Annotated in this window: 16 protein-coding genes; 5 read left to right on the top strand and 11 right to left on the bottom strand. The window is 35.1% G+C overall.

Translation table 11 applies throughout. The features are described from left to right. Window positions 1–57: 57 nt before the first annotated feature. The 3 genes from AC3E9W_RS09630 to AC3E9W_RS09620 form a co-directional block, all read right to left on the bottom strand. Complete coding sequence (locus AC3E9W_RS09630; protein WP_125719262.1) at window positions 58–441, bottom strand: RidA family protein; 384 nt, start codon at window positions 439–441, stop codon at window positions 58–60. Window positions 442–593: 152 nt separating this feature from the next. Continuing rightward, window positions 594–899, bottom strand: a complete 306-nt coding sequence (locus tag AC3E9W_RS09625; protein WP_488768185.1) for a chaperone modulator CbpM — start codon at window positions 897–899, stop codon at window positions 594–596. After that, complete coding sequence (locus AC3E9W_RS09620) at window positions 896–1,810, bottom strand: DnaJ C-terminal domain-containing protein (protein ID WP_488768184.1); 915 nt, start codon at window positions 1,808–1,810, stop codon at window positions 896–898. Before AC3E9W_RS09620 ends, AC3E9W_RS09625 begins: the two co-directional genes overlap by 4 nt. 322 nt (window positions 1,811–2,132) lie before the next feature. Here AC3E9W_RS09620 and AC3E9W_RS09615 point away from each other — a divergent pair, with 322 nt between their 5' ends. After that, a complete protein-coding gene (locus tag AC3E9W_RS09615; RefSeq protein ID WP_456893517.1) occupies window positions 2,133–2,807 on the top strand; it encodes a hypothetical protein in 675 nt (224 codons plus the stop codon). Window positions 2,808–2,910: 103 nt separating this feature from the next. On the opposite strand, the gene AC3E9W_RS09610 is transcribed toward AC3E9W_RS09615, so the two are convergent. Then, on the bottom strand, window positions 2,911–3,438 hold the full coding sequence (locus tag AC3E9W_RS09610) for a hypothetical protein (RefSeq protein WP_306156704.1): 528 nt from the start codon (window positions 3,436–3,438) through the stop codon (window positions 2,911–2,913). Window positions 3,439–3,744: 306 nt separating this feature from the next. On the opposite strand from AC3E9W_RS09610, the gene guaA reads away from it, so the two are divergent. The 4 genes from guaA to AC3E9W_RS09590 all read left to right on the top strand — a co-directional run bounded on the left by guaA (window position 3,745) and on the right by AC3E9W_RS09590 (window position 9,948). Further along, window positions 3,745–5,274, top strand: coding sequence for a glutamine-hydrolyzing GMP synthase (gene guaA, locus AC3E9W_RS09605; RefSeq protein ID WP_184164142.1), 1,530 nt, complete (start codon window positions 3,745–3,747; stop codon window positions 5,272–5,274). A 192-nt stretch (window positions 5,275–5,466) separates the two neighbouring features. After that, entirely contained in the window at window positions 5,467–7,383 is a 1,917-nt protein-coding gene (locus AC3E9W_RS09600) for a LysM peptidoglycan-binding domain-containing protein (RefSeq protein ID WP_488768183.1), read from the top strand. A 94-nt stretch (window positions 7,384–7,477) separates the two neighbouring features. Continuing rightward, window positions 7,478–9,547, top strand: coding sequence for a LysM peptidoglycan-binding domain-containing protein (locus tag AC3E9W_RS09595; protein ID WP_488768182.1), 2,070 nt, complete (start codon window positions 7,478–7,480; stop codon window positions 9,545–9,547). Further along, window positions 9,547–9,948, top strand: a complete 402-nt coding sequence (locus tag AC3E9W_RS09590; protein WP_306156697.1) for an OsmC family protein — start codon at window positions 9,547–9,549, stop codon at window positions 9,946–9,948. The genes AC3E9W_RS09595 and AC3E9W_RS09590 overlap by 1 nt, the downstream gene beginning before the upstream one ends. A gap of 86 nt (window positions 9,949–10,034) precedes the next feature. On the opposite strand, the gene AC3E9W_RS09585 is transcribed toward AC3E9W_RS09590, so the two are convergent. From AC3E9W_RS09585 to AC3E9W_RS09555, 7 genes are all read right to left on the bottom strand, one after another. Further along, window positions 10,035–11,414: a Gfo/Idh/MocA family protein gene (locus tag AC3E9W_RS09585; protein WP_488768181.1), complete on the bottom strand. Its 1,380-nt coding sequence runs from the start codon at window positions 11,412–11,414 to the stop codon at window positions 10,035–10,037. A 283-nt stretch (window positions 11,415–11,697) separates the two neighbouring features. Then, window positions 11,698–13,881, bottom strand: coding sequence for a M1 family metallopeptidase (locus AC3E9W_RS09580; protein ID WP_488768180.1), 2,184 nt, complete (start codon window positions 13,879–13,881; stop codon window positions 11,698–11,700). 21 nt (window positions 13,882–13,902) lie between these two features. Further along, window positions 13,903–16,998: a DUF5107 domain-containing protein gene (locus AC3E9W_RS09575; RefSeq protein WP_488768179.1), complete on the bottom strand. Its 3,096-nt coding sequence runs from the start codon at window positions 16,996–16,998 to the stop codon at window positions 13,903–13,905. A 299-nt stretch (window positions 16,999–17,297) separates the two neighbouring features. Continuing rightward, window positions 17,298–20,297, bottom strand: a complete 3,000-nt coding sequence (locus AC3E9W_RS09570; RefSeq protein WP_488768178.1) for a glycoside hydrolase domain-containing protein — start codon at window positions 20,295–20,297, stop codon at window positions 17,298–17,300. A gap of 37 nt (window positions 20,298–20,334) precedes the next feature. Then, a complete protein-coding gene (locus AC3E9W_RS09565; protein ID WP_488768177.1) occupies window positions 20,335–21,330 on the bottom strand; it encodes a c-type cytochrome in 996 nt (331 codons plus the stop codon). Between the two features lie 110 nt (window positions 21,331–21,440). Then, a complete protein-coding gene (locus tag AC3E9W_RS09560; protein ID WP_488768176.1) occupies window positions 21,441–22,847 on the bottom strand; it encodes an aryl-sulfate sulfotransferase in 1,407 nt (468 codons plus the stop codon). A gap of 94 nt (window positions 22,848–22,941) precedes the next feature. Continuing rightward, on the bottom strand, window positions 22,942–24,453 hold the full coding sequence (locus tag AC3E9W_RS09555; RefSeq protein ID WP_488768175.1) for a RagB/SusD family nutrient uptake outer membrane protein: 1,512 nt from the start codon (window positions 24,451–24,453) through the stop codon (window positions 22,942–22,944). Between the last annotated feature and the right edge of the window lie 32 nt (window positions 24,454–24,485).

Below are 24,485 nucleotides of genomic sequence, written 5' to 3'. Positions count from 1 at the left end.
ATCTGTGGCAAAAAAGAAAAAATTAGTGCAATTCGTGAAATTCGTGGCAAAAAAAAATTACTGAACAACAGCAGTAAATTCTATTTCAACCAAGTATTCTGGAGCAACCAGTTTACTGATTTCATAAAATCCCGTTGTTGGTTTTATATCTTTAAAAAAAGCAGAATGCGCTCTTGCCACTTCTTCAAAAGTAGAAACATCGGTAGTGAAAATTCTAGTTCTAATAACATCTTTCATTCCCACATTTAAATCTTCCAAAACTTTTTCAACTCGCTCCAAAATATTATAGGTTTGCGCGTAAGCGTCATCAGCTTTTACTTTATCGCCGTCAACAATGGCTACAGTTCCAGAAACTTCAACGATGTTGCCAATTCTTACCGCTCGGCAATATCCCATTTTGTCTTCCCACGGAGATCCAGTTAAGATGTTTTCTCTTTTCATTTTTACAATTTTTGCGAATTTGTCAGTATGGTTTTAAAAGCAAATTCAGGTTAATTTTAAGATGCTGCAATTTAAGAATTATGCTCCTGAAAGGAATTAAAAAAAGCTTGAAATCAATTCAGAAATTCAAGCTTTTTTGTGATATTAATTTGTTAATCGGTTTGTTTTTCTTCGTAAAGGCGAAGCTTATTTTGCACCGTATTCAAATTCTGCTGTAAGATTTCAATTTTATTCAGAAGATTTGCAATGGCATCAATTCCTTCCAGATTAATTTTGAGATCATAATGCATGCGAATCATTTTTTCTATGGTTGGCAATTGTTCTGGTTCTAAAAATTCGTCATTTTCTTCCACAACAATATGTATCAAACCATAATTGTGAAGTTCGGTTATAAAAGTATTTTCAATTTCGTGGTACAAACAAAACTGTTTTATCTGGATTAAATTTCTGTTTTTCATGACTTTCTTAGTTTTGCTAATTCTTCAAATAATTCTTTTTCTTTGTCCGACAGATTCGTTGGAATTTTGATTGTGTACGTGATGTACAAATCGCCAAATTGATTCTCTTTTTTGTAAACAGGAAATCCTTTTCCTTTCAGTTTTACCTTAGTTCCGGGCTGAGTTTCTGCTGGAACCTTGATTTTTACTTTTCCGTCAAAAGTATTGATGTAGGTTTCTCCACCCAAAATTGCCGTGTATAAATCAATCGGAGCTTCGGCATACAAATTATTTCCTTCACGTTTAAAATCTGAATTATTCGAGATATTAAAAGTGATATACAAATCGCCATTTGGACCTCCGTTTACACCAGGACCGCCATGATTTGGAATTTTTATAATCTGTCCGTTTTCGACGCCTGCAGGAATGGTGATTCGGATATTTTTTCCGTTTACAGTTAGATTTTGTTTGTGTGTAGTGTAAGCAGACTTCAGATCCAATTCCAATTCAGCATTAAAATCCTGACCTCTATATTTGGACTGCGATCTGCTTCTTCCGCCGCCATACATCGAATTGAAAAAATCTGAAAAATCACTTCCAGAAAAGTCTCCGCCAAAACCAGAAAAATCGCCTTCAGAATATTGAGAACTGCTTTGTCTGCTTTGCTGCTGATTCGGATCGTAACCTGCTTTTTCGAACTCGTCGGCATGTTTCCAGTCTTTTCCGTATTTGTCGTATTTTTTTCGATTTTCGGGATTGCTTAAAACTTCATTAGCTTCATTTATTTCCTTAAATTTTTTTTCGGCTTCTTTATCATTCGGATTCAAATCAGGATGATATTTCCTCGCCAGTTTTCTATATGCTTTTTTGATGTCTGCTTCAGTAGCAGCTTTCGTAACATCTAATACTTTGTAATAATCTATATAATCCATTTTCTTATGATTTTATAAATGGTAAATAAAGCTTTGAAGTTAAGAAAAATCTGCTGATTTTCAAAATGATATTAATCTGCTTTTGGAATTTGGAATTTTAGGTTTGAGATTTTTTTTCGAAGAAAAACCATCTTTTGGCAGGTTTTTTGATTCCAAAAATTAGCTTAATTTAATGTTATAAAACTCCTAAAGTTGTAGTAGCTAACTTAATTATACTATTTTTGTGAAGCAGGACTTTTGGTTATATTAATCATAAAAAGCCGATTCGATAATACTTTTTTCAATGAAGCACATTTTATTTTTCATATTATTTTTTACTGCATTGTCAGTATCAGCCCAAGCCGAATTTAATACTAAATTCAAAACTATTCCTGGAGGAAAGTTTACTGCAAAGCCCAAAAAGACTCCAATTCCTGACGTAAAAGATCCGCAGGCAAATACGCTTGATGTTCCGAGTATTAAAACACCCAACGTTTTTGAAAATACGACCATAACTCCAAAATCAAAATTTCAGATAGGAGAAGAAAAAAGCAAGTTTACCATGTCTACCGAGACCGATTTTGCTAATCCTGGCGATCGTTACGTAGCCAAAATGGAAAAAGATTTGGATAAAGCCTTGAAAGATGCAGGATTGCGAGAAGGCCGTGGCGTTTTGGTAAAGAGAAATATTTCTTTGGGTGATTTTAAAACCAAATCGGAATATTTTATAGTGAAGTTCCGAGACTTTGGAGCTATCGACGGCGATTTGGTAAAAGTATCTTCAAATGATCAGGTAATCCGCGACCGACTTTTATTAGACTCCAATTTCCAGCAAGTAAAAATTAACCTCGGACAAGGTTTTAATAAATTAGATTTCGAAGCCTTAAATATAGGTACACTAGGAGGAAACACCGCAGAAATACAAGTCTACGACGATAAAGGCAATCTGGTAACAAATGATTATTGGGACAATCTTGCCGCAGGATTTAAGGCGTCTATTGTCGTAACTAAAGAATAGAGCGCTTGCAGCGCTAGTAACAAAGAGACAAAGGTTCAAAGAGACAAAGTTTTTACACTTACTTTCTTTGAACCTTTGTTACTCTGTCACTTTGTTACTTTGATCAAAATGGATCTGCAGTAACCTTAAATTTCATTTCTGCTTTTACCGTTACATCTTTTGTCAAAGTTTCTTTTAGGGTAACTTTAGTTCTTATTTTGTAGCTATCTGCTTTAATATATTCATCCAATCTTTTATCGGTACAAATCAAATCGATCGTGTTGCTTGAGACGTTAATATTGTCTTGGTACGCTAATTCGATTTCTTCTGAATTGGCTGTGGAAATATACAGATGAATCGATTTTAAAAACGTAAAAGTCTTATCTGAAGGTTCTGTAATCGCTAATTTCAGCGATCTGATTTTTACGTCTTTTACTAAACTGGCCTTTGTTTTATTATTTTCAAATTCAGCTGAAGAATTGGTTGTGACTTCTGGCGTAATAATCTCCGAAGGAAGATTAATTGGTGAAGTACTCTGGATTTTAATCGAAGCATTATTCGAAATAGTAAAAGTCAATAAATCATCGACAGCATCACAAGAAGAAAAAAAGATAGACAGAAAAGCCGTCAGAGCGATAAGTTTTGATTTCATAGTTAATTTTTAGTTACAAAGTTGCAAAGTTTCAAAGTGACAGAGAAACTAAGAAAAAATGAAACTTTGTTTTTTGGGTTTGTTTAAAATTGTTTTTTCCTAATTACGAAGTTTTTGGGAAAATGGATTTCTTTAGAGTGACAAAGTTACAAAGGCTCAAAGTTGCAAAGGTTAATGCCTTTTGAATTTTACCTCTGAACCTTTGTTACTTTGTCACTTTGAACCTAAAATCGGAAGTATGAAAAAAAAATATTTTTTTTCATACTTCCGATTTTTACTTTTCGAATATAAAAAGTACTTTTGCGCATGCAACACAACGTACTTATTTTAGATTTCGGATCGCAATATACTCAGCTTATTGCGCGTAGAGTTCGCGAATTAAATATATTCTGCGAAATTTTTCCTTACAATCACATTCCAAGTGATTTATCAAGTTATAAAGCCGTAATTTTAGGAGGAAGCCCTTTCTCTGTTCGTGGAGAAGACGCACCGCATCCTGATTTATCGCAAATTAGAGGTAAAATGCCTTTACTTGCTGTTTGTTACGGAGCACAATATTTAGCACACTTTAGTGGTGGAGAAGTTGCTGCTTCAAACACAAGAGAATATGGTAGAGCTAACTTGTCTTATATTAAAGAAGGTGAAACTTTTTTTGATGGAGTTTCAGAAAATAGCCAAGTTTGGATGTCTCATAGTGACAGTATCAAAGCTTTACCAACAAATGCGGTAAAATTGGCAAGCACGCATGATGTAGAATATGCTGCTTATAAAATTGAAGGCGAGACTACTTATGCAATTCAGTACCATCCAGAAGTTTACCATTCAACTGATGGAAAAAAGATGTTGGAAAACTTCTTAGTTAAAATTGCTGAAGTTCCTCAAAACTTTACTCCAAATGCTTTCGTTGACGAAATGGTAGCAGAATTGAAAGAAAAACTAGGAAACGATAAAGTAGTTCTAGGCCTTTCTGGTGGAGTAGATTCTACTGTAGCCGCAGTTTTATTAAACAAAGCAATCGGACAAAATTTATATTGCATTTTCGTTAACAACGGACTTTTGCGTAAAAACGAATTCCAAAATGTATTAGATCAATACAAAGGAATGGGATTAAACGTAAAAGGTGTAGATGCAGGAGATCGTTTCCTTGGCGAATTAGCCGGAATCAGCGATCCTGAAACCAAACGTAAAACTATCGGGCGTGTATTTATCGAAGTTTTTGATGATGAATCACACCTTCTAGAAGACGTAAAATGGTTGGCGCAAGGAACAATTTACCCAGACGTTATTGAGTCTGTTTCTGTAAAAGGACCTTCTGCAACAATCAAATCGCATCACAACGTTGGTGGATTGCCAGATTATATGAAATTGAAAATTGTAGAACCGCTTAGAATGCTTTTCAAAGACGAAGTAAGACGAGTTGGAGCTACATTAGGAATTGATCCAGAACTATTAGGAAGACACCCTTTCCCAGGACCTGGATTATCTATCAGAATCTTAGGAGATATTACTCCAGAGAAAGTTAGAATTTTACAAGACGTTGATTCTGTTTTCATCGAAGGATTAAAATCTTGGGGATTATACGATAAAGTTTGGCAGGCTGGAGCAATTCTGCTTCCTGTAAACAGTGTTGGTGTTATGGGTGATGAGCGTACTTACGAAAAAGTAGTAGCGCTTAGAGCTGTAGAATCGACAGATGGTATGACGGCTGACTGGGTTCATTTACCTTACGACTTCTTGATGAAAGTGTCTAACGACATTATCAACAAAGTAAAAGGTGTGAATCGTGTCGTTTACGATATTAGTTCAAAACCACCTGCAACAATTGAGTGGGAATAAAAAATATTGCTTTTAAATGATAAAAAATGCTCACTTTTGTGGGCATTTTTTTGTTTATATAGGAGTGAAATCATAACTTTTTGATGCGAAACTCTTTAGTGTTCTAAGTTGTAACAAACCTAGAGATAATAGTAGTATTTTTTTAAAATTAAGTTACATTTGTAAAGCCCTAATTTTTATAACCTACTATTTATGAGAGAGTTTTTAACGATTTCTCTTGTGTTTATTCTGTCTTTTAACAAAATAACTGCACAAGATTCAATTATTGAATATCAAATTCAGAAAGGAGAAACTGCTTATTTTATTGCCCAAAAGTATAAGGTTTCTATTGATGAGATTTACAAACTTAATCCAGAATCTCAAAACGGCATTAAGGAAAATCAAATTTTAAAGATTCCCGTTCATGCTGAAACGGCTCCAAGTCATAATGCGCAATTAAAACATGTCGTTCAGCCAAAAGAAACACTTTTCGGACTTTCAAAACAGTACCATGTTTCGGTAGAAGCCATTCAAAATGCAAATCAGGAAATTCTGGCTAGCGGACTTCAAATAGGTCAAGAATTAATTATTCCTCAAAATTCAGATCATAATCTAAAAACAGAAATTCCAAGTTCTTCAAAAGCAACGCATCAAGTTGTTGCCAAAGAATCGTTATTCAGCATTGCGAGACAATACAATGTTTCGGTTCAGGATTTAGAAAATTTAAATAAAGACATTTTGATTAACGGATTGCAGATTGGTCAGACGATTTCTATTCCGAACAAAAGAAAAACTTTAGATGGAAGAGTTCGTGTCATTAATCAAGAAACGGTTTTTCATGTTGTAGAACCGAAAGAAACTAAATTTTCGATCGCCAAGAAATACGGTATCTCAATCGATCAGTTAGAATCTCAAAATCCTGAAATCGTAAACGGATTAATTGTTGGAAATAAATTGGCTATTAACACTTCCGCGATAAAACCAACAAATGAAAGCGAAGAACTGATGCTGGCTTTAGCTGAAAAACAAGTTGTAGTTGAAAAAACAAAAGCCAAAACGGTTGAAATTGAAGATTTGAAGGATCGTTTGGTGGTGCAGAAAGAAATGAATCAGAAAATTATAAAGATTAATGATCTGAAAGTGAATCTGAACGATATGAATGGTTCTAAAGAAAATTCGGTTGAAAAGCTGCGTTTGGTTTTAGAAGCAAATAAAAATGTTCAAGATATTTTAATGGCAAAATTAGATTCGCTGGTTACTTCAATGAATAATGATTTGAAAGAACTGAAGCGAATGGATATTTTGAATGTAGAAGAATCTAAAAGATTAGAAAAGCAATCTTCTGAAGGAATCAATCAAACCAATGAATTATCGTCTCAACTGAAAAAAGAATTGGCAGAAAACAGAAAAGTGTATGCCGGTTTGATGAATAAGGTTGAAAAAATCGCAGTTGAGGAAAATCAGGAGTATAAGAGGAAAATCCGCGAAAGCGAAAAAAATAACAATACTACTTCTTTACAACAGCGACTTTCTTTAGAAGAAATAAAAAAATATAAAATTGAGCAGGAGCAAGGCGATAAACAGAATCAGCTTTTAATTGCTAAAATTGATTCGTTGGATATTCAAAAGAAAATTGAAGTAAAAAGACATATTAGTAAAGCTTCTTATTATAGCATGGAAGCGCGAAAATTTGATGATAAATTGGCTTTAGTTAAACTGAAAAAATATCAGGATGAAGCGATCAAAAAACAGAAGAACAATAATTCGGGAGAAAATTCAAAAACTATTTCTTTAGAAGAAATGAAACAGGAATTGAAAGACAATCCGTTAAGGACTGATAAAACCGTAAAAGTGGAAGTTTATGATAATCTTAAAGAAGTTTCAAACGGGTATTACTTAGTTTTAGGTATATTTACAGACGCGGTTGACCGAGATAAGTTTATTATGAAACTGATTGATTCTGGAGAATTTAACGCTAGTTTCTTTTTCAACATTAACAGCCTTTCGTATTATGTTTACGCCGATAAGTTCGAAAACATGGAAGAAGTGCTTTACAAATGCAAGAAAAAAGAAGAAGATGAGTTATATAAAGAAATCATTATTGCAAAAGTAGAAATCGATCTGAGGTAATTTTTACAGCAATAAAACAAACGGCGCGAATTTTGCTTTTAGTAAAATTGTAACTTATTTTAGAATTAGAAATTAAATTGTTTTAAGCCTTATTATGAAATATTATTTAACAGTATTGTCCTTCGTATTTTTTATGACTTCAACTGCATTTTCGCAAGAAAAAGTGGTGAAATATAAAGTATCGAGCGGTGAGACGATTAATCAGATTGCGCAGAAATTTAAGGTAACGCCTTATGATATTTACCAATATAATCCAGACGCAAGAACGGGTTTGGTGCCGAATTCTGTGTTGCTGATTCCGACAAAATCAGGAGAAGCAAAAAAAGAAGTTTCTGAAACTAAAACAGCTGCTGCTTCAGGAAAAGAGATTATTCATGAAGTGCAACCAAAAGAAACGTTTTACAGCATTACGCACAAGTATGGAATTTCAGAGGAAACTTTAAAAGCGGCAAATCCTACTTTGGAAAAAACAGGTGTTCAGATTGGACAGAAACTGGTTATTCCTGCAAAAGGATCTGCTCCAAAAACAGCTGCAAAACCTGCTAAAGAAAAAGGTGCTGAAAAATATGTTTACCACGATGTACAGCCAAAAGAAACTAAGTTTGGAATTGCAAAACAGTACAATATGACGGTTGACGAATTGGAAAAACGCAATCCAGATATTGTAAATAGTCTGCCAGTTGGTTATAGATTGACGATAAAAGGAAAAGCTCCAAAAACAGAAGCTGCTCCAGTAGAAACTGCAAAAGCTGCAGAAAATAAAAAGCCTGTAGAAACTTCTAAAAAAGCAGTTTCTTATATGGAATATCAGGTGAAACCTAAAGAAACATTTTATAGTTTAGGAAGGGTTTTCCATTTATCTCAAGAAGAATTAGTGGCGTTAAACCCGTCACTTTCTGAAGGTGTAAAAGAGGGAATGGTTTTAAAAGTTCCTGCCGGATATGTGGCTCCAGCTCCAATTATTGCAGCTCAAGTGCCTGTTACTAGTGGTGGGGCAACAGTTGCCAAACCAGTTGAAAACACTGGTGGTGGCGGTATTAAAATTGTAGACAGAGTAGAATCTGAAGAAAATAATGCTGAAGTTGTGGCTTTGACTAAAAAGAAAACAAACGAACGCAAAAAAGTAGTTTTATTGCTTCCGTTTAATTTAGCAAAAGTGCAAAGCGATACTTCTGGAACGGCTAACAGAATTAAAAATGATAAGTTCTTAAATATGACTTTAGATTTTTATTCTGGAGCTATGATGGCGATTGATTCTGCAAAAACATTAAAACTGCCAATTGATGTTTCTATTTATGATTCGCAAGAAACCAAAACAACGTCTAATGTGGTAGGATTGCTTTCGAAACTTCAAGATGCAGATGCTGTAATTGGACCATTTTACCAGAATAATGCAGAAACAACAGCAAACATGCTTCTTTCTAATGGCGTTCCGGTAATTTCGCCTTTATCAAAAGACAGCGCGAATCCGATTAATAATTTATATCAAACAGTACCTTCAAGCGACGTAATCAGAAATGCGGTTTTTGATTTTATGCGTTCTAAAAACGGAAATATTGTAGCGGTAGTAGATAAGAAAAAAGAGTCGGTTATTAACTACATCAAACAAAATCAAAGAGGAGTTGCTTTTGCTACTTTGACTGAAACGGGAGGTTTGGATGTGGCTAATTTAAAAAGTCTATTGATGCCAAATCGTATGAATTATGTTGTGATGGAAACGGGTAATACAGCGATGGTTAAAGCAACAATAAAAGCGTTGTTGGATTCTCAGAAAACATGTCAGGTTCAGTTGGTAATTTTAGAACCAAACAGTACTTTGGATACCGATGAAATCAATTTCGAGAATTTGGTAAAACTGAAATTAATGTATCCATCTGTAACTCGCGAAAGTGACGAACAGCCAGTTTTGATTTATGAAAAACAATACCGTCTTAAAAACAAAGCCAATCCAACGTCTTATGCAACGAGAGGTTTTGACGTTACGTTTGACACAATGATGCGTTTAGTTCAAGGAAAAACATTTCAAGAAACTGCCGATTTGATGACGACTCAGCAAGTAGATAATAAATTTCAATATTACAGAAAAGAAGATGGCGGACACGCTAATAAAGGAGTGTACATCTTGTATTACGATAGCGATTTAACTTTAAAAGTAGCAAATTAATGACATCAAAAGTAACCTATTTAGGAGATTTAAGAACAAGCTCAATTCACGTGCAATCAGGAAGTGAAATCATTTCTGATGCTCCACTAGATAATAACGGAAAAGGAGAAGCGTTTTCTCCAACAGATACAGTTGCAAATGCTTTAGCAAGCTGCATGATGACCATTATGGGAATTAAAGCCCGTGATTTGGAAGTTGATTTTGTTGGATCGACAGCAGAAGTAACTAAAATTATGAACGCAGAACCAAGAAGAATTGGTGCAATCGAAATTGTTTTTGAAATGAAAAGCAATGCCGATGAAAAAAGCAGAACTATTCTAGAACGTGCTGCTATGACTTGTCCGGTGTTTTTGAGTTTAAGCAGTGAAATTGAAAAGAAAATTTCTTTTAACTGGAATTAAATCTTAGCAAAAAACAAATAAGAAAGGGCGTCTAAATTAAATTTTAGATGCCCTTTTCGCTACTAACTAATCAACCAATAAATTATTTATTCTGAAAACTCTAATTTTTTAAGTTTGTTCCAGCCTCCGCGAGTAAAATCGGGTATTTCTACAGGAGCAGAATTATGGTCTAAAGAAATTTCGGTTAACGGGCCAAGACAAGACCATTCAGCCAAATCGTAGACATCCATATCAAGCGGAAGCCCTTTTTGAAGGCAGTGGATTAAACGGTAATCCATAATAAAATCCATTCCGCCGTGACCGCCAACTTTTTTTGCTTGTTCTTCGATTCCTTTTGCGATCGGATGTTTGTATTTTTCCATTAAAGCTTTTTTCACTTCTTCAGGAACAAAAGAATGTGCGCTCAATTTTTCGTGATTTGGTTTTACATCGTCGCCTAATTCTTTTCCGTCAAGCGCATAACCTTCAAGCGGATATTTATTTGCAAAACCTTTTGTACCGCTCAGCTGATACATTCTGCTGTAGGGACGAGGAGAAGTAACATCGTGTTGAATATGAATCGTTTTTCCGTTTTCGGTGCGAATCATTGTCATGGTATGATCTCCGTTTCTAAAATCTTTAATTTCCTGACCCGATTTTTCTTTGATGTAAGCAGGATTTCCAACTGCTTTTGTATCCATAGAAACCAAGAAATTCATTTTGTCACCACGATGAATGTTTAATGCCTGACAAGCGGGCCCCATACCGTGTGTCGCATAAATATCACCGCGGTGTTTAATGTTATAATCCATTCTCCAGTTGTTCCAATATTCACCCCAAAATGGCTGTAAACCATGAATATAAGAACCTTCAGCATGAAGAATTTCTCCAAAAAGCCCTTGCTGTGCCATGTTTAAAGTCGTTAATTCGAAGAAATCGTAAACGCAATTTTCCAGCTGCATGCAGTGTTTTCTCGTTTTTTCAGAAGTATCAATCAGTTCCCAGATTTCTTTCATGGTTAAAGCTCCCGGAACTTCTATAGCAACATGTTTTCCGTCTTTCATGGCCTGAACGCCAATAACTGCGTGATGAAGCCAGTCTGTTGCAACATAAACTAAATCAACATTTGGAAGAGCGGTTACTTTACGCCATGCATTTTCATCGCCATAAAATTCTTGCGCTTTTGGAAAACCGGCTTTGGTTAATATTTCATTTGATTTAGCCGTATTTTCCTGAGTCATATCGCAAAGCGCCACAATTTCAACACCCGGAATATGTGTCATACGCTCTACAGCGCCTGGGCCACGCATACCAAGTCCGATAAAGGCAACACGAACTGTCGGAATCGGATCTGCGGCCATTCTTAATACATCTTGCTGTCCTTTTGGACGAGAAGGTGTTTTGGTCTTAATCATTTGTGCGGAAGCAATTGTCCATCCGAACAAAAGAAAAAGAACTATAAAAGGTTTAAAAAAAGTAATTTTCATAAATGCGTAATTTTTTTATTCAATGGTGATATTCATTTTTATACGTTGGGTATATTTTTTTAACACATAGAAACATAGTTATTGTAAACTTAAAAAAAGGCGTTTCACTAATCTTAATGCACATAGAAAACGATGTGTTAAAGCTTGCTTTTTTTGTAATCTTATTCTAGAAGTGGCAAAAACCTATGTTTCTATGTGTTTAAATTTCAATCTAAAATTAACCTCTCTAATGAACCAAATTAGAGAGGTTTTCAAAAACAAAACAATCCAAGGATTTTAATAATTATTTTTGACTACTAAATCTTTTCATTAAAGGCGCTACATGTTTTTTAGTATCGTCGTCTAATGAATTTAATGCTTTATCTGCTTCGGTTGGAGCGTATTTTGTCAATCCTATTATTCCTGCTGCAATTACATTATAAGATTGTTCTTTGGCGCTTTCCTCCATCAAACCTTTATAAGAAGCATCTTCTGTAGAAGCTAGTTTTATAATCGCATTTGCTCTCGCAATTGTTTTCTTATCGTTTTTAGCTATATCAAGAAGCGTTTTTAAAACCTGATCTTTGGTTTGTTTTTCATTCAAATCAATTGCTTTAATGCTCAAAACTCTTAAATCTTCTTGCTGATCTTTTAAGCCTTCAAGCAAGATCAATTGCGATTCCTGACTTCTGTCTTTTGATGCAAATTTTATAGCTTCGATTCGGTTATAGTATGATGGTGCATTTTTATATTGAAAAAGATAATCAGCTGCTGTTTTTTTATCGATGTTAACTTCGCCAACCAAAATTTTATCAGGATCTAAATCTATAAATTCGGGTTTTGAAGGAAGATCAAAACTGAAACTTTGCTGCCTTTTGTTAATTAAAATATCCTTTCTGATTTTGTTTCCATTTACATAAAAATCAACTTTTAACGGAAGAGTAAAAGTCTGCACAGCACTATCCTGAGATTGATTTATAGTAATGATGATTTTTCCGTTTGCATATCTATAACTAACATCCAAAATCGGACTTCCAGCATTAAAATACCATTGATCAAAATAAGGCAACCAGTCTTTTCCCGTAACATCTTCCATCGCCAAACGCAATTGATGCGGTTCTCCCGATTTATAAGCATTTGTAGTTAAATACTGTTTCAGCGATTTAAAAAATGCTTCGTCGCCCATATGGTTTTTCAAAGCATACAAAATAATCGAACCTTTAGAATAACTGATGTTATCAAACATATCATCGGCTTTTCGGTAATGAAAACGTGTTAAAATTTCGCTGTTTCCATTTTTTTGCGAACGAAGATAATTTTGCAGTTTTTCATAACGGGATCTGTCTTCTGCGTCTTGTCCCGCGTCGTGACCGTGCCAAAGGACTTCTCCAAAAGTGGCGAAAGATTCGTTAATTGTTAAATTTGACCAGGATTCAGCAGTGACCAAATCTCCAAACCACTGATGAAAAAGTTCGTGTGCTACAGTGCTTTCTTCGTTATTGTCCAATAATTCTCTTGCCGTTTTTTGTACATAACCGCCGTGAACCGTTGCAGACGTATTTTCCATTGCGCCGCCAAAAAAATCCGTCACTACAATCTGTGAATATTTTGCCCACGGATATTCTACGCCCAACATTTTGCTGTAGAAATTAATCATATCAGGAGTTTTTCCGAAAAGCTGTTTGGCATAAGGCGCGTATTTTGGCTCTAGATAATAACTAACTTCTTTTCCGTTATATGAATCTTTATAGATTTTAAAATCTCCAACGGCCATCATAAATAAATAAGGCGCATTCGGTTGTTCCATTTTCCAGATGTCTGTTCTTGTGCCGTCTTTATTTATTTTTTGAGAAGCTAATTTTCCGTTTGAAAGTGTTGTGTATTTTGACTCCACTGTCATCGCAATCTCCGAAGTTGTTTTCTGATTCGGTTTGTCGATTGTTGGAAACCAGCAAGACGAAGCTTCTGTTTCGCCCTGTGTCCAGATTTGAGTTGGCTTATCTGCTTTTCCGTCAGGATTTACAAAATACAAACCTTTAGAATCCACAATAGATTCTCCTTCTTTGCTTTTTAATTCTTCTGGTTTAGCTGTGTAATTAATGTAAATCGTATATTTTTCTGTGCTTTTATATTTTCTGTTTAAAGCAATAGAAAGCTCTTCGTTGTTGTATTTGTATTGTAACGGAATACTTTTTTTCCCGTCAATAATAGCAATTTCTTTAAAATCCATTCCTTTTGCGTCAAGTTTAAGAGAGTCACTTTCGTAAAAATGAGGTTTTAAAGTAATCCATTCTTTTCCATACAAATAACGCTTTCCGTAATCGAAAGAAACTTCTAGTTTGGTATGAATTAAATCATGTGTTTTTAAAGGAACAGCACGATAAATGGATAATTCATCTGTCTTTTCCGCTTTGTTTTGAGCTTCTGTATTTGGACTCAGAAAACAAGCCAATCCAAGAAGAGTATATTTTAAAAAATGTTTTTTCATTTTATATTTTTTGAAAGTTCTTTACAGTTTTTCGATAATTCTGACTTCGCCGTCTTTTTCATCTTCGCTTAAAATATTCGATTGTTTTTTGGTGTAAGCCAATAAACTCCATTGGATTATTTTATTTGTCGGATATAAATCAGCTTGCTTTTTCAGCCATTTTTCAGCTTCCTGAGAAGAAGAAGTTTTTTCAATCGCCCAAGCCGAAACCAATTGATTTGCTGGAAGAAAGTTCATCACCGTATTATCAACTATTGGATGAAAAGCCACGATTTTATCCAAAGATTTTGAAGCCATTTCTTTGTTTCCAAGATTGGTGTAACATTGATAATCGAGCCAGTTTTCTAAACGTTCATCAATATTTTCGTCATACGGTTTTCCAACGCCTAAATTTTCTGGAAACAGTTTGGCATCGGCAATAAATTGCAAGGCTTTTTTATAATTTTTGTTTTTCATTTCAGCCAAAGCCTGCATCAATTTCGCTTCGTGATACAATTGCCTTCCTGCGATTGCGCCTTCAAATGGAAGAATTTGCAATTTGGTTAAGAACCGGTCGGCTTCAGCATATTTTTTATTTAGCAATAAAGTTTTAGCGTACAGCATTCCAAGCAAATAATTGTCTTGATGTTTTTTATAGAAAGGCTCAACAGTAGCAAGCGCTTTATCAAATTGTTTTTGAACTATATAATGTTCAGCCAGCATTTTATGATATCTCCAACCTTGCGGATCTAATTTTATGGCTTGTTGCAAACTTGCCAATACAATTGTAGCATCATCTTTAAATAAAGAAGCTTTGGCGCCATAAAAAGCAGGATCATTTGGTTTTGTGCCACATTGTGAAAACAATTCTTTAGCGGAAGCGATATTATTTCGATTCCATTCAATTAAACCTAAATGATATTTTAATTGATATTGATCGTTGGTTTTTATTAATGATTTTAATATTTCAGCCGTTTCATTTCTAAAAGGAAAACTCGTTCCAGGCTTAATTTTATTTAAATCAACCGATTTGTTTTCTAAGAAAGCTTTCCAATAAATAATTTCTGCGCTTGGTTCTGCAATAGAAAAAACTTTTAAAGCGTCTTCTTTTCGGCTTATATTATTGTACCAAATACCTAATTCTAAAAATGTCTGTTCCGGCATTTCATTTTGAATAGCTGATGTAAAAGCCAATTTGGATTCGTTTGAATTGTTCCAAAGGTATTTTTCGAAATCAGCAAAATGATTCAATGGATCAAGTGTTGCAATGGTTTTTAAAACCGAATTTACTTTTTCAGCACTATTCTGAAGACGATATAAAACCGCTAAAACTTGTAAACCTTCTTCATTGTATTGATTGTTTACGAGACTTTTTTCAGCATATTCAACTGCTTTTGGCAGATTGTTTTCTGCTAAATAAATTTTGCTTAAAGCCGTATAAGCTGGACTTCTAAACTCTACACTTGCAGCTGCGATGTCAAAACCATCTTTTGCATCGGTTATATTTCCTAAATGTAAATTCGCTAAAGCGTAAAAATAATTCGCAGCTGCATCATAAGTATCAATGGCTAAAGCTTTGCTCGCTGAATTTATAGCACCTTTATAATCTAATTTTCTGATTTGTAAAGAAGCCAATGCAGAAAGAGCAGGAGCGTAGTTAGCATCTAATTTTAGGCAGGCATTAAGTTTTTCTTCGGCAAGTATATAATCTTTAAAACTGATGTAATTCTTCCCCTGCAAATACAATCCGTAAATGGAATTATGATCGAAATCTTTCGGAATTTCTAAAGGACGATTGATGTTTCCGTCTTCCGGAGCCGAATTCCAAACCAATTTATTTTCGCCCAAAACAAATTTCAATTTATTCGAATCGACTTTTATCTTAACGGAATCTTTGAAAGTTTGCATCGTATTTAATGCGATATCTTTAGAATATACTTTTTTGTCGTTTTCAAAAACTTCGATTTTTTCGTTTAATTTTTGAAGCGGAGAAAAGTAGATTTTCAGCCAGCCATTTTCATTTTTAATATTCACAGAACCATAATTATTGGCTTTTACAAAACCTTTGGTCTGTTTTACAGGAAACCAGTATTCTGTCCAAGTATCGGTTTGATAAGGAGCAAACGAACGCTGTTTGAAAGGCGTAAGATTACTGCCTTCGCTCGCCTGATTAAATAATCTTCCACTTTGAACTTCAACGTATTGCCCGTCAGTATCGGTTAATAATTTTTCCCAAATCATTCCTTGTTGAGATAATCCCCAAATCCAGATTTTCTTGCCTGGTTTGTCATCATGATTGCCATATCTTCCCATTCCGAAGTCTTCATCGTGATAATATCCTCCAAAGAAATCATCGTATTTTCCGAATACGTGATACGATTTGTAACCGCCGAAATTGTTGTTTTTGTAGAATGATAAATCTTTGCCATTTTCTTTGTCAATTGGCCACGAATTGTATTCGCCGTTATGACCAATATAAGTTTGTCCCGGATAAATAAACTGCAGATTTTCAGCTGCTTTTATACCCGTATTCATCCAAGTGTAATATGGCTGTTCGAATTCGGTTGTGTTTGACCAAAATGAATTTGTAGTAAAATAAGCTTTGTCTTTTGGCAGGTTAATGTCTAATTTCCAAGAAGTTCTCGTTAATAAATCCAAAACTCCAATAACGCAGCTAATGCTTCCGTCTTCTCGGTTTATGATTTTATAATCGACAGGAGTCGCGCAGTTTGGTGTGTGCCCGATGATTCCGTAGTTGCCTTCAACGCCGCCGCTTGTCCACGGTCCGCGCATGGCAATGTCTCTGAATTTCACAACGTGATTATTGTAAACAATATCTTTTCCTGTAGATTTTTCGATTGCTGACCAAACTTTTCCGCCAATTTCAGGCAAGATTGTCAGTTTGATATAATCGTTTTCAATTTCGATTACTTTCCATTCTTTCTGGATTGGTTTATCGGTAAACCCATCAAAACGGAAATACGGATAAAACTTAGTATCCGGCTTCGGAATCGGATCAGGATCTGAAAAAGGATAAGTCGTAAATGCTTTTTTGTATTCTTTTACAGTGGTTTTGTTTTGTGCAGTGACAAAAAGGCTTCCAAAAAGTAGAATGGATAATATTGGTCTAAATTTCATGTGGATAGCTAGTTTTTTGGGTTTGTTTTTTAACACATAGAATCATAGTTTACTTTGTCTATAAAGGCATTTCATTTGTCTAAATTCACATAGCTATGTCTATGTGTTCAAATCTAGATTTGTTTTTAAACTCTTTTGCTCAAAGAAAAGAACTATGTTTCTATGTGCTTAATTTTTCTGCTTTTTTGTCATTTCGACGAAGGAGAAATCACACTAGTAGCTCCACAAAGTGAATTGTCTAATCTGTGCCGAATCCCGCGTGCGATTTCTCCTTCGTCGAAATGACAAACTGGATGTGTTTACTTCACAATCAACAGCAAGCCTTTTCCTTTAGAAACTGGTATTTCGTCTGTTGGTTTAAAAGTTTGTGCAGACTGAAATTTAAGAACTTCAGGCGCTGTAATTGTTGCTTTTGAAGGATTGATTCCTAATTTTTTCCAGTCGATATTCAGTTTTACTTTTGTATCAGCATCTGCCCAGCTTGCAATTGAAATTAAAGCCGTTCCGTTCTTTTTGTAAACCGTTGCCAGAACTTTGTCGTTGTTTGTTTTTACAGGACAGTTTTCGCTCCAATATCCAATCATTTCAGAACCTTTAATTCCGAAAGAATCCCATAATTTCCAGATTTGTCTTGGATCTGCACCGTCGCTCCAAGGCAATCTGTTTGTCATTCCGTAAACCATTCCTCTCCACGGATTTCCGCCATCCTGAAGCATTTCTCCCATTAATCCAAACGGAATTCCGCTTACTTCTGTTAAGAAAAAGTCAGGCTGATTTTTTTCATAATCAAAATATTCCCCAAACCATAATTTATTGATGTACGGAAAATGTTCCATGTATAAATTGGCACTGTTATTAAATCCGTCGCTTTTATTGTATTGGTTCGCGCTATGCAAATCGATAATTCCAGGGTGACCGTCTTTTGTCAAAACACGTTTGATACGTTTCATTGTGATTCTGTCAAAAGCAACGTCATCTAAGTAGATTCCATCGATACCAACGTTTTGTGTTAGCCAGTTCATGCCTTCTACATAATAGTTGTGCCAACGGTTCATACCACTGTTTACGATTGCAGCATCTTTAATTTCTGGAACAAACCAAGCAGCGATATAATCGTCGCCAACGTGTTCTTGCAACCAAGAGAATCCGCCTCCTTTTCCTGGAGAATAAATTTCGTGGCCTAAACTTCTTAAAGCGAAAGTTTCATACGCTTTGTTTGAAACCTCTCTAACCGTGTTGTAGATTTTTACTTTTAAACCTTTTTCGTGAGCTTCATCAATATACGTTTTCATCTTTTTAAATTCGATAAAAGGATAATTGATGTACGGATTGATCGCATTCGCATGGTGAATATTAATTACTGTTGCACCCGTTTTTGCAATTGAATCGATCGGACTGTATTTGTGATAGAATTTTGTATCCCACTGAAAATCTGTGTTTATGGTATGGAAAGGTGTGATTAATAAGTTGAAATTATAATACAAAACATCACCTTTTTTCATCGTTCTTGCTCCGCTGTAAGCATTCACCACAACCGATTTCTGGTTTGGAGTAATTGTAATGCCGCCCTTATTTTCGTTCCCCCAAGAAGTTGGCAACAATAATGGCTTTTGTAAATAGAAATTAGTATTTAAAGGGCGGCTATATTTTTCGTCTCTTAAAGAAAACTGCAATCCAGAATTTACGGCACCAATCCAAGCGCCATCTTGATTTTTGTGTGCAACATCCCATTTCCAGTCAAAAGTGGCTGGGCGATCGCCACCTTTCTGACCTAATCCCATCATGTATTTCGCAGATGCTGGTTGCATTGGCATTTGGAAATTGATGTCATTAAACGTAACATCTTCAAGAGCCGTAACTTTTACTGTATAATGTACAAAACCGTCAAATTCAACAGAAGCGTTTACTTCCATTTGAGCTGATTTTGAAGTCGAAGTATTTTCAAAAGAAACGGTTCCTGCTTCTTTTTTAGTGAATTTTACTCCGCTGTTTTTCCATTGCAATTCTTTTCCAGAAGCATCAACAAAATGAAAATCGATTGGAGCACTTAAAATATCATTGGCTTTTGTTCCTACAGCAGTCATTTCTGGAGTAAAGAAAGTCTGAATTTGAGCTGGAAATCCGTTTGGCGCTAAAATTAGTTTTCTTCCTAATAAAGCGATTTCAGAATTGTTTACTATTAGTGAAGTATAAGGCGCGATAACTGTATTTTCTTGCGCTAAAGTGGAGTTCAGCCATTTTAAACGCATCATTTTTTCTGGACTGTCGATTCCACCGTTTTTCGTTACTTCGTTTGAAACAGTGATTTGAAGATTGATTTCTTTCGATTTTCCATCAGCAATAACTGTAGCTTTTCCAGTATAAGTTCCTGCTGTAGCGTTTTGCGGAACGTCGATACCACACCACATTGCCTGAATTTTTCCTTTAGAAACAGAAACAGTATTAGTGAAAGGATTTCCATCATATTTAGTTCCGTCAGTATTGATGCAGCTGATGTTTTTTGCATCAATTGTATTTCCACCACTTTTTAAATCGGAGAAAGTTACTTTTATATTTTTCAAATCTTCAAGAGCATAAACGCCCAATTGAAAAGCCAGATATTCGCCTTTCATTGCCGTATCAGAAAAATTGTTTTGAACGCCTTTCTGAATCCATCTTTGCGGTAAATCTGATTTTAATTTGATGGAATGCAATCTGTCTTCTGGGAAAACTAAGAAAGAATTTCCAGTATTTTTTGCAATCAAATCTTTGGTTTCAGCAGCCGTTGCAATAACTTCCATCGGATAAAAACTGTTGAAAGCATTCACACTCTGAATTTCTGTAACCGAACAATTGTCTTTTATATTTGATTTGATGTTAGAAAGCCATTTTGCATCGGCTTTATCTTCTGGTTTTGCATAAATTCCTTTCGGATAATTTGCACTTCCTTCATCAATATAAGGCATATAATAAACGTAATACGTTCCTTTTCCTGAAATTGGCTCAAAGAAAATTGTACCATTTTCTCTACTGATGTTTTCGGTTTTTATATTTTGAATTTCTTTTCCTGATGCATCTTGAACGATGATTTTTTTAAGTTCCGGATTAGTATCTCTTCTTCGCCATTCGATTGTAGTTTTAGCAACATTTCCTGAACCAGAAAAAGCAATTACAGCGCGATGATTTCCTAATTTATCAGGATTCCAGCTGTCATTTCCGTCTGAATATTTTATTTGTGCCGTTAATGGAATACTGATTGTGAAAAGATACATCATCATTATTCTGGTCAAAAGCGTTGTGTGTTTTAGGTTTAGTTTCATTGTATTGTATAATCAGGTTAAATAGTATATTTTGAGTTTAGTAAACCGCTTTCCAGCCTTGTTTTTTCCAGTAGGCAATAATAGGTTTGTAAGGTCCATATTTGTGCTGTTCTTCAGAAAAATTATCATTAAATGGACTGTGCGCATAATCAATTGGTTTGCCCATTTTATCTGGATAATCAAACGTTTTTGGATTTGGTCTTGTGTGTACAGAATCATCGTTTACATAAGCCGCAATATCAAGTGCTTCTTTGTCTGTAAGATACGGTTTTCCGGGTTGAACTTTATCGTATGGCATATTGCTTTTTAGCCATTGTGCTTGTTTGATTACGCGGTGCATGCTTGAACCCGGTTGATAGGCATATTCTCCCCAAAGCGGCGGATAGGTATAACCCGATTTATCAGCATTATAAACTCCTTCACCGTTATTTCCGTGGCATCTTGCGCAATTTTCTATAAACAATGCTTTTCCTCTTTCTGGACTTGCAGCAACATCTGGAAATTCGATTTCTAAATTTTTTGCTCCTTTAAAATTACCGTCTTTCGGAACAAATTTGCTTATCCATTTAAAATACGATAAAAAGGCTACCATTTCTTTGCTGTCTAACGGAAGCGGTTTTCCAGAATGCGGACGCATAATGCAGTTATTAACTCGTTCTGCTAGTGTAAGCACTTTGTTTTCGCGCCCGCGGTATTGTGGATAATTATCGTGTGAAGACATTAAATTGAACGCATGCGGTTTTGTTCCAGCATCTTGATGGCAGTTGGTGCAGTTCATTTTATTGCCTAAATATTTTCCGTTGATTCCGTTTGGACCAATATAATAAGCCGTTTTCATCATTAATTCTCTTCCATAACGAATTGATTCTCCAAATTGATCGTCTGGAATTTTTGAAGTATCAATTTTGATGTAACCTTCATCTTCGGCTTCTTGATTTACAGCAGCTAAAGTTTGTGAATTTGATTTGGTGCACGAATTGAAAAATACAATTGGCAATGCTGAAAAAAGTCCGATAAGAATTGTTTTTTTCATGTGTAGAATTTTTAATCTTGTTCTTCTCCTGCGAGGTTTTCGAAACCTCGTAGGTATTCGTTTTATATTTAGACCTACAAGGTTTTGAAAACCTTGCAGGAAGATCATCATTAGTTAAGAAGAAATGGTTTCAATTTTTCCTCTTCAATAAATTGTGTGCGATAAGGCGGAATCTCAGATTCCAGCGCCCATAAAAGGACTCCTTTTTTGTTTGTTAAAACCGTAATATGTCTTTTGGAACAGCAACATAAAATCAAATCTTTATTGATCATATAAGCGCTTCCCATTCGGTCGTTGTAAATATCTTTGGGCAATTTGATTTGAAAATCCAGTTTTACGGCATTGTTCTTTTCGTCCACTTTTAAAGCAAAAACAGAAGATTGTTTTTTGTCAACACCATTGTCAAAAAATAGTAAACTTCCTTCCTGATCAATGTGTGCAGCGTGTGCTTGAGAAAAATTGCTGTCTGCCGACATTTTCATAGTTCCGTTTTTGCCTAATTTCCACATTACTTTTCCGGTTTTAGAATCAACTTTCCAAATCTGACCGTTGTTGTAAAATGAAATAAGGAAATTGCCGTCTTTGTCATAATTCAAACTGTTGGCGTGTGTCCAGTCTTTTTTTGTTTTTAAAATATCTTTGTCTTTCAGCGGATCTAAATCATCAAAAACAGTCCATTTCCAAAGTTGTTTTCCTTTTTTATCTAAGATTACAATTCCGTCACCGCTAATAGTGTCTTTTTCTTTTCCGCCGACAGATTTCAGATTCATTATTTTTTCTTCCACCGTTAAAGTCACAATTTCATTAGCCGATTTTTTGATGATTTCGTGATGAATAGTCTGTTTTAAATCGCCTTGTCCTTTTTTAATATGCGTTAAAGTATCGCCTTGAAGATTGATTTCCAGAATTTCACTTCCGTAACTTGTAGGTTCGTCGTTTGTTCCTAAAATGGAAAGAATACTTTGTTCTTTTGTAAAATGGGCTACTTTAAATCCTGTTCCTTCAAGCGTATGATACCATCTTAAATTTCCTTTGTAATCTACAATGTATGCCGTTCCCGGAGTTTCTCTTTTCGCTAAAAGCATAAAACCTTTTTTGAAATTTTCTGGCAATAACTCAGGCTTTGGGCAATTGGCTTTGAATTGTTTTTGAAGCCATTCGGGTAATTTTCTGGATTTAAAAGTATAAACCTTGCTTGTTGTTTTATCGCTGCCTTGAACCGTAACTATTTGAAAACTATAATTGGTTTCTGGAATAATGTTGCAAAGCACTAAAGAATGCTTAAGACCAGAATTTGAAATAGGGGAAGTTATTTTATTTTGAATTCCTTTTTTGTCCGACCAATATTCTGCATATACCTGAGCTTGGTCATTCGTAGTAACATCGATCTGAATTTTCAGTTCGTTGTTGCCATGAGTGCCAATGTTGATATTGGAGATAATCTGGTTTTTAGAACAACTTGCCAATGCAAGTAAGACTAAAATAAAACTTCCTTTTAATATTAATTTTTTGATCATCTGAAAAGCTTCTTTTGTGAAACAGAAAAGCACTTTTTATATAAAAATCAAGAACAGACAGGCTATTCTACTGCCTGTCCTTGAAATACATTATTTATTGTCTGTCGGCGTTGCTTAAGTTTGGATTAAGATCTACCTGACTCTGCGGATACGTGTAATATTTGTTTTGTGGCATTTTAATCAAAGCAGCCTCGCCAACTCTTAAATGATAAGCGTTTACCAAAACATCATATTTGTTCATTCGAATTAAATCGGCACGACGTTTTCCTTCATAAAACAATTCCCAGCCTCTTTCTTGCAAAATAGCATCTCGCAAACTAGTTTGAGTATGTTCTGATAAAACCAGAAGTTTGGCGTGAGATCTTCCTTTTACCTGATTGATAAGATCGATTGCTTCTTGAGTTGGGCCGCTGATTTCGTTTAGCGCTTCGGCTCTGCTCAATAAAACATCAGCATAACGAAGGATGTTTACGCTATGACCATCGTAATACGTTGTCGTTTCGTCATCGGCATATTTTTTTGTAGAAACGTCTTGCATGTACAATTCGCCTTCTGGCGGTTCAGCGCCTAAGTACGGAGGCTGCTTGTGCAATAATCCATCTGTACCCATAAATTCTGGGAAGAAACATTGTTTTCTTTCGTCTTCGTCACCAAAAGTGTTGTAAAAGTCCCAGTTTACAGTATAATACTGCCATCTGTTTTGAACAACAGGGTGATCAACTGGCCCAAAATGGTTTAGTAACTCAGTTCCGTTTGTGTTGGCATCACTTAAAGAAGAGAAGATATTTTCGCTGCACCATTTGTTACTTTCTTTAAACAAACCTAAATAAGAAGGGTAAAGGCTATATTGGTTTAAATCCATAACTTGTTTGGTTAAAGAAACTACTTTTTGCCAATCGTGGCTTCTTAAATACAATTTAGCTAATAAGGTAAGCGCTGCACCTTTTGTTGCACGCCCCACATCGTTTGTGCCATAAATTTCATTGTTTTGATAATTAAGAGGAAGAACATCAGCAGCTTCTGTTAATTCTTTAATCATAAAAGCATCAATTTCTTCAACAGACGATGGCGGAGTTTGATCTAAGTATCCAGGATTTCCTAAGTTCGCTTCGGTAATTAAAATTACAGGTCCCCAAGAATCTGTCAAATCCATATAAGCAGAACATCTTAAGAATTTGGCTTCTGCAATAAATTGTGCTTTTTCTGCTGCTGTAATGCCACCCATAGGTAAAATGTTGAAAATGGCATTGTTGGCATTAGCAATTAGTTTGTACATCGCGTTCCAGTCTTCTTTAAGAAGTCCGTTAGCAGAATTCCAAGTTCCTAGTGACAATTGTCCAGGATCTCCACCAAATTGGCAATGTCCTAAATCTGTAGCAATATCAGTCAAGGCAAAGTGTCTCGTAGCCCAATACGAAAAGTTATCGCCTACGGACGGACCTTTTAATCTTCCATAAATAGAATTGATGGCCGCAATAGCATCTGACTTTGTTTGGTATCCATTGGTATTAGTCAAACTGCTATATACCGTGGGATCAAGATCTTGGTTGCACGAAATTTGTGCCCCAGCGGTAAGTAAAAGTAATAAGATTGTATATTTTTTCATTTGAATCAATTTAATGTTACTAAAAAGCATTT

This window comes from Flavobacterium sp. 38, from assembly GCF_057799715.1.
Note: the sequence above shows the minus strand (reverse complement) of the source record. Positions and strands in the feature narration are given on the sequence as shown.

What these genes read in the sequence shown, in the direction of transcription:
- AC3E9W_RS09630 (WP_125719262.1), bottom strand. Translation starts at nt 441, where the DNA reads ATGAAAAGAGAAAACATCTTAACTGGATCTCCGTGGGAAGACAAAATG.
- AC3E9W_RS09625 (WP_488768185.1), bottom strand. Translation starts at nt 899, where the DNA reads ATGAAAAACAGAAATTTAATCCAGATAAAACAGTTTTGTTTGTACCAC.
- AC3E9W_RS09620 (WP_488768184.1), bottom strand. Translation starts at nt 1,810, where the DNA reads ATGGATTATATAGATTATTACAAAGTATTAGATGTTACGAAAGCTGCT.
- AC3E9W_RS09610 (WP_306156704.1), bottom strand. Translation starts at nt 3,438, where the DNA reads ATGAAATCAAAACTTATCGCTCTGACGGCTTTTCTGTCTATCTTTTTT.
- guaA (WP_184164142.1), top strand. Translation starts at nt 3,745, where the DNA reads ATGCAACACAACGTACTTATTTTAGATTTCGGATCGCAATATACTCAG.
- AC3E9W_RS09600 (WP_488768183.1), top strand. Translation starts at nt 5,467, where the DNA reads ATGAGAGAGTTTTTAACGATTTCTCTTGTGTTTATTCTGTCTTTTAAC.
- AC3E9W_RS09595 (WP_488768182.1), top strand. Translation starts at nt 7,478, where the DNA reads ATGAAATATTATTTAACAGTATTGTCCTTCGTATTTTTTATGACTTCA.
- AC3E9W_RS09590 (WP_306156697.1), top strand. Translation starts at nt 9,547, where the DNA reads ATGACATCAAAAGTAACCTATTTAGGAGATTTAAGAACAAGCTCAATT.
- AC3E9W_RS09585 (WP_488768181.1), bottom strand. Translation starts at nt 11,414, where the DNA reads ATGAAAATTACTTTTTTTAAACCTTTTATAGTTCTTTTTCTTTTGTTC.
- AC3E9W_RS09580 (WP_488768180.1), bottom strand. Translation starts at nt 13,881, where the DNA reads ATGAAAAAACATTTTTTAAAATATACTCTTCTTGGATTGGCTTGTTTT.
- AC3E9W_RS09575 (WP_488768179.1), bottom strand. Translation starts at nt 16,998, where the DNA reads ATGAAATTTAGACCAATATTATCCATTCTACTTTTTGGAAGCCTTTTT.
- AC3E9W_RS09570 (WP_488768178.1), bottom strand. Translation starts at nt 20,297, where the DNA reads ATGAAACTAAACCTAAAACACACAACGCTTTTGACCAGAATAATGATG.
- AC3E9W_RS09565 (WP_488768177.1), bottom strand. Translation starts at nt 21,330, where the DNA reads ATGAAAAAAACAATTCTTATCGGACTTTTTTCAGCATTGCCAATTGTA.
- AC3E9W_RS09560 (WP_488768176.1), bottom strand. Translation starts at nt 22,847, where the DNA reads ATGATCAAAAAATTAATATTAAAAGGAAGTTTTATTTTAGTCTTACTT.
- AC3E9W_RS09555 (WP_488768175.1), bottom strand. Translation starts at nt 24,453, where the DNA reads ATGAAAAAATATACAATCTTATTACTTTTACTTACCGCTGGGGCACAA.